The organism is uncultured Corynebacterium sp. (assembly GCF_945649885.1).
Taxonomy (GTDB): Bacteria; Actinomycetota; Actinomycetes; order Mycobacteriales; family Mycobacteriaceae; genus Corynebacterium.
Window position 1 is genome coordinate 1 of sequence record NZ_CALZFS010000197.1, and the last position, 2,873, is coordinate 2,873.

The window sequence follows — 2,873 nt, forward strand, 5'->3', positions numbered from 1 at the left end:
CCGGTGATCATGTTCTTGATGTAGTCGGCGTGGCCCGGGGCGTCAACGTGTGCGTAGTGGCGCTTCTCGGTCTGGTACTCCACGTGGGAGATGTTGATGGTAATTCCGCGCTCGCGCTCCTCAGGAGCCTTGTCAATCGCGTCGTATGCGAAGGACTCGTTGAGCTCCGGGAATGAGTCCGCCAGAACCTTGGTGATAGCCGCGGTGGTGGTGGTCTTACCATGGTCAACGTGACCGATGGTGCCGATGTTTACGTGGGGCTTGGTACGCTCGAACTTCGCCTTTGCCACTGTATGTCCTCCTGGACTTCGTGGTGGCTACGACTTTCGCAGCCACGAATTGGTTTTTGCTTTCACTGTGAGGACCAGCCACATGGACTGTGGACACAGATCTAGCGCATTACAAAATGTGCCAGTTACATGATCCTAGGGGCACCGGCGGTCATTTTCAAACTACCAGTTACCCTGTGGATTTTCGCAGGGTAACGGCCAACACAATCCACTCCCATCCGGCCTGTTGAACAGGTAGATGTCAATGCATTCTGCAGGCCGCTACCCCACTACACCCTACGCCCCTTCTGGCACATTCTTAAGAACGCAGGATGTGTGAATGTGGGAAGTGAACTTCCCACATGTACCGGCTTAAAACTTAAGCGGTACCGTTGCGCTCTGCGATGACCTCAGCAGCGACGCTGGATGGCACCTCTGCGTAGGAATCGAAGACCATGGAGTAGTTTGCACGACCCTGGGTCTTGGAGCGGAGGTCACCGACGTAGCCGAACATCTGGGACAGTGGAACCTTGGCCTTGACGATCTTGGCGCCTGAGCGGTCATCCATGGATGCGATCTGTCCACGGCGGGAGTTAACGTCACCGATAACTTCGCCCATGTACTCCTCAGGAGTGGTGATCTCCACGGACATGATTGGCTCCAGCAGAACTGGCTTAGCCTTTGCAACAGCTTCCTTGAACGCCTGGGAACCGGCGAGCTTGAAGGCCATTTCAGAGGAGTCAACGTCGTGGTAGGCACCGTCTTCGAGGGTGGCCTTGACGTTCACCAGTGGGTAGCCAGCGAGGAAGCCGTACTGCATGGCGTCCTGGATACCGGCGTCAACAGAAGGGATGTATTCCCTAGGAACACGGCCACCGGTGACGGCGTTGTTGAACTTGTAGGTTGCGGACTCGCCCTCTTCAAGCTCTCCCTCTTCAGGGGTGTAAGGCTCAATGGAGATGATGACCTTAGCGAACTGACCGGAACCACCGGTCTGCTTCTTGTGGGTGTAGCTGAGGGACTCAACCGCCTTGCGGATGGTCTCACGGTAGGCGACCTGTGGGTCACCGATGTTGGCCTCAACCTTGAACTCGCGCTTCATGCGGTCAACCAGGACGTCGAGGTGCAGCTCGCCCATGCCGCCGATGACGGTCTGGCCGGACTCCTCGTCCAGGTGGACGGTGAAGGTCGGGTCCTCTTCAGCGAGCTTCTGGATGGCGACACCCAGCTTCTCCTGGTCAGACTTGGTCTTTGGCTCGATGGCAACCTGGATAACTGGATCCGGGAAGTCCATGGACTCAAGAATGATTGGGTTCGCGGCATCGCAGAGGGTGTCACCGGTGGTGGTGTCCTTCAGGCCGATGAAGGCGTAGATATTACCAGCGTGCGCGATATCAACAGGGTTTTCCTTGTTGGCGTGCATCTGGAACAGCTTGCCGACGCGTTCCTTCTTGTTCTTGGTGGAGTTCAGGACCTGCTCGCCTGGCTCGACCTTGCCGGAGTAAACGCGGACGAAGGTCAGCTTGCCGAAGAATGGGTGAGCTGCGATCTTGAAGGCCAGTGCGGACAGTGGCTCATTGTCAGAAGGCTTACGGGTCAGCTTGACCTCAGCGTCCTTGACGTCGATGCCCTCGACCTCACCGGTGTCCAGTGGGGTTGGGAGGTAATCGATGACAGCGTCCAGCAGTGGCTGAACACCCTTGTTCTTGTAGGCGGTGCCACAGAACACTGGGTAGATCTCAGAATTGATGACCATCTTGCGGATGGCACCCTTGATCTCGTCGATGGTGAGTTCTTCGCCACCGAAGTACTTCTCCATGAGCTCTTCGTCGGATTCAGCAACGGTCTCGACGAGCTTCTCGCGGTATTCCTGTGCACGCTCGAGCAGATCCGCTGGGATCTCCTCGACGGTTGCGTCGGTACCGATCGGGGTGACGCCGCGCCAGGTCAGAGCCTTCATCTCAAGAAGGTCAACGACGCCGTCGAAGGCATCCTCTGCACCGATTGGGAGCTGCATGACCAGTGGCTTTGCACCGAGGCGATCCTCGATGGTGCCCACGGTGAAGTAGAAGTCCGCGCCCAGCTTGTCCATCTTGTTGACGAAGCAGATACGTGGAACGTCGTACTTGGTTGCCTGACGCCAGACCTGCTCGGACTGAGGCTCAACGCCCTCCTTGCCGTCGAAGACAGCAACTGCGCCATCGAGGACACGCAGGGAGCGCTCGACCTCAACGGTGAAGTCGACGTGACCTGGGGTGTCAATGATGTTGATCTGGTTCTCGTCCCAGAAACAGGTCACCGCGGCGGAGGTGATGGTGATGCCGCGTTCCTTCTCCTGCTCCATCCAGTCGGTGGTTGCGCCACCGTCGTGGGTCTCGCCGACCTTACGGTTAATGCCGGTGTAGAAGAGGATGCGTTCGGTGGTGGTGGTCTTACCGGCGTCAATGTGAGCCATGATGCCGATGTTGCGGACCTTGTTCAGATCCTTAAGCACGTCTTGTGCCACAGTGGTACCCCAACTTGTTGGTTGTGGCGCTTCCCGCTTCACCGCCGGGCGTCGGCTTCCGAACCCGGTGAAGGGTTCCTGTTCCAACGCCCTGGATG

General features: G+C 57.7%; 2 protein-coding genes. Both read right to left on the reverse strand.

The window, feature by feature from the left end; all coding sequences use genetic code 11:
• Nucleotides 1–290, reverse strand: a 290-nt coding sequence (locus Q0M74_RS13685; protein ID WP_293955387.1) for a GTP-binding protein, incomplete at its 3' end; no start/stop codon positions are given.
• Nucleotides 291–648: 358 nt separating this feature from the next.
• A complete protein-coding gene (gene fusA, locus Q0M74_RS13690; protein WP_293955390.1) occupies nt 649–2,775 on the reverse strand; it encodes an elongation factor G in 2,127 nt (708 codons plus the stop codon).
• Between the last annotated feature and the right edge of the window lie 98 nt (nt 2,776–2,873).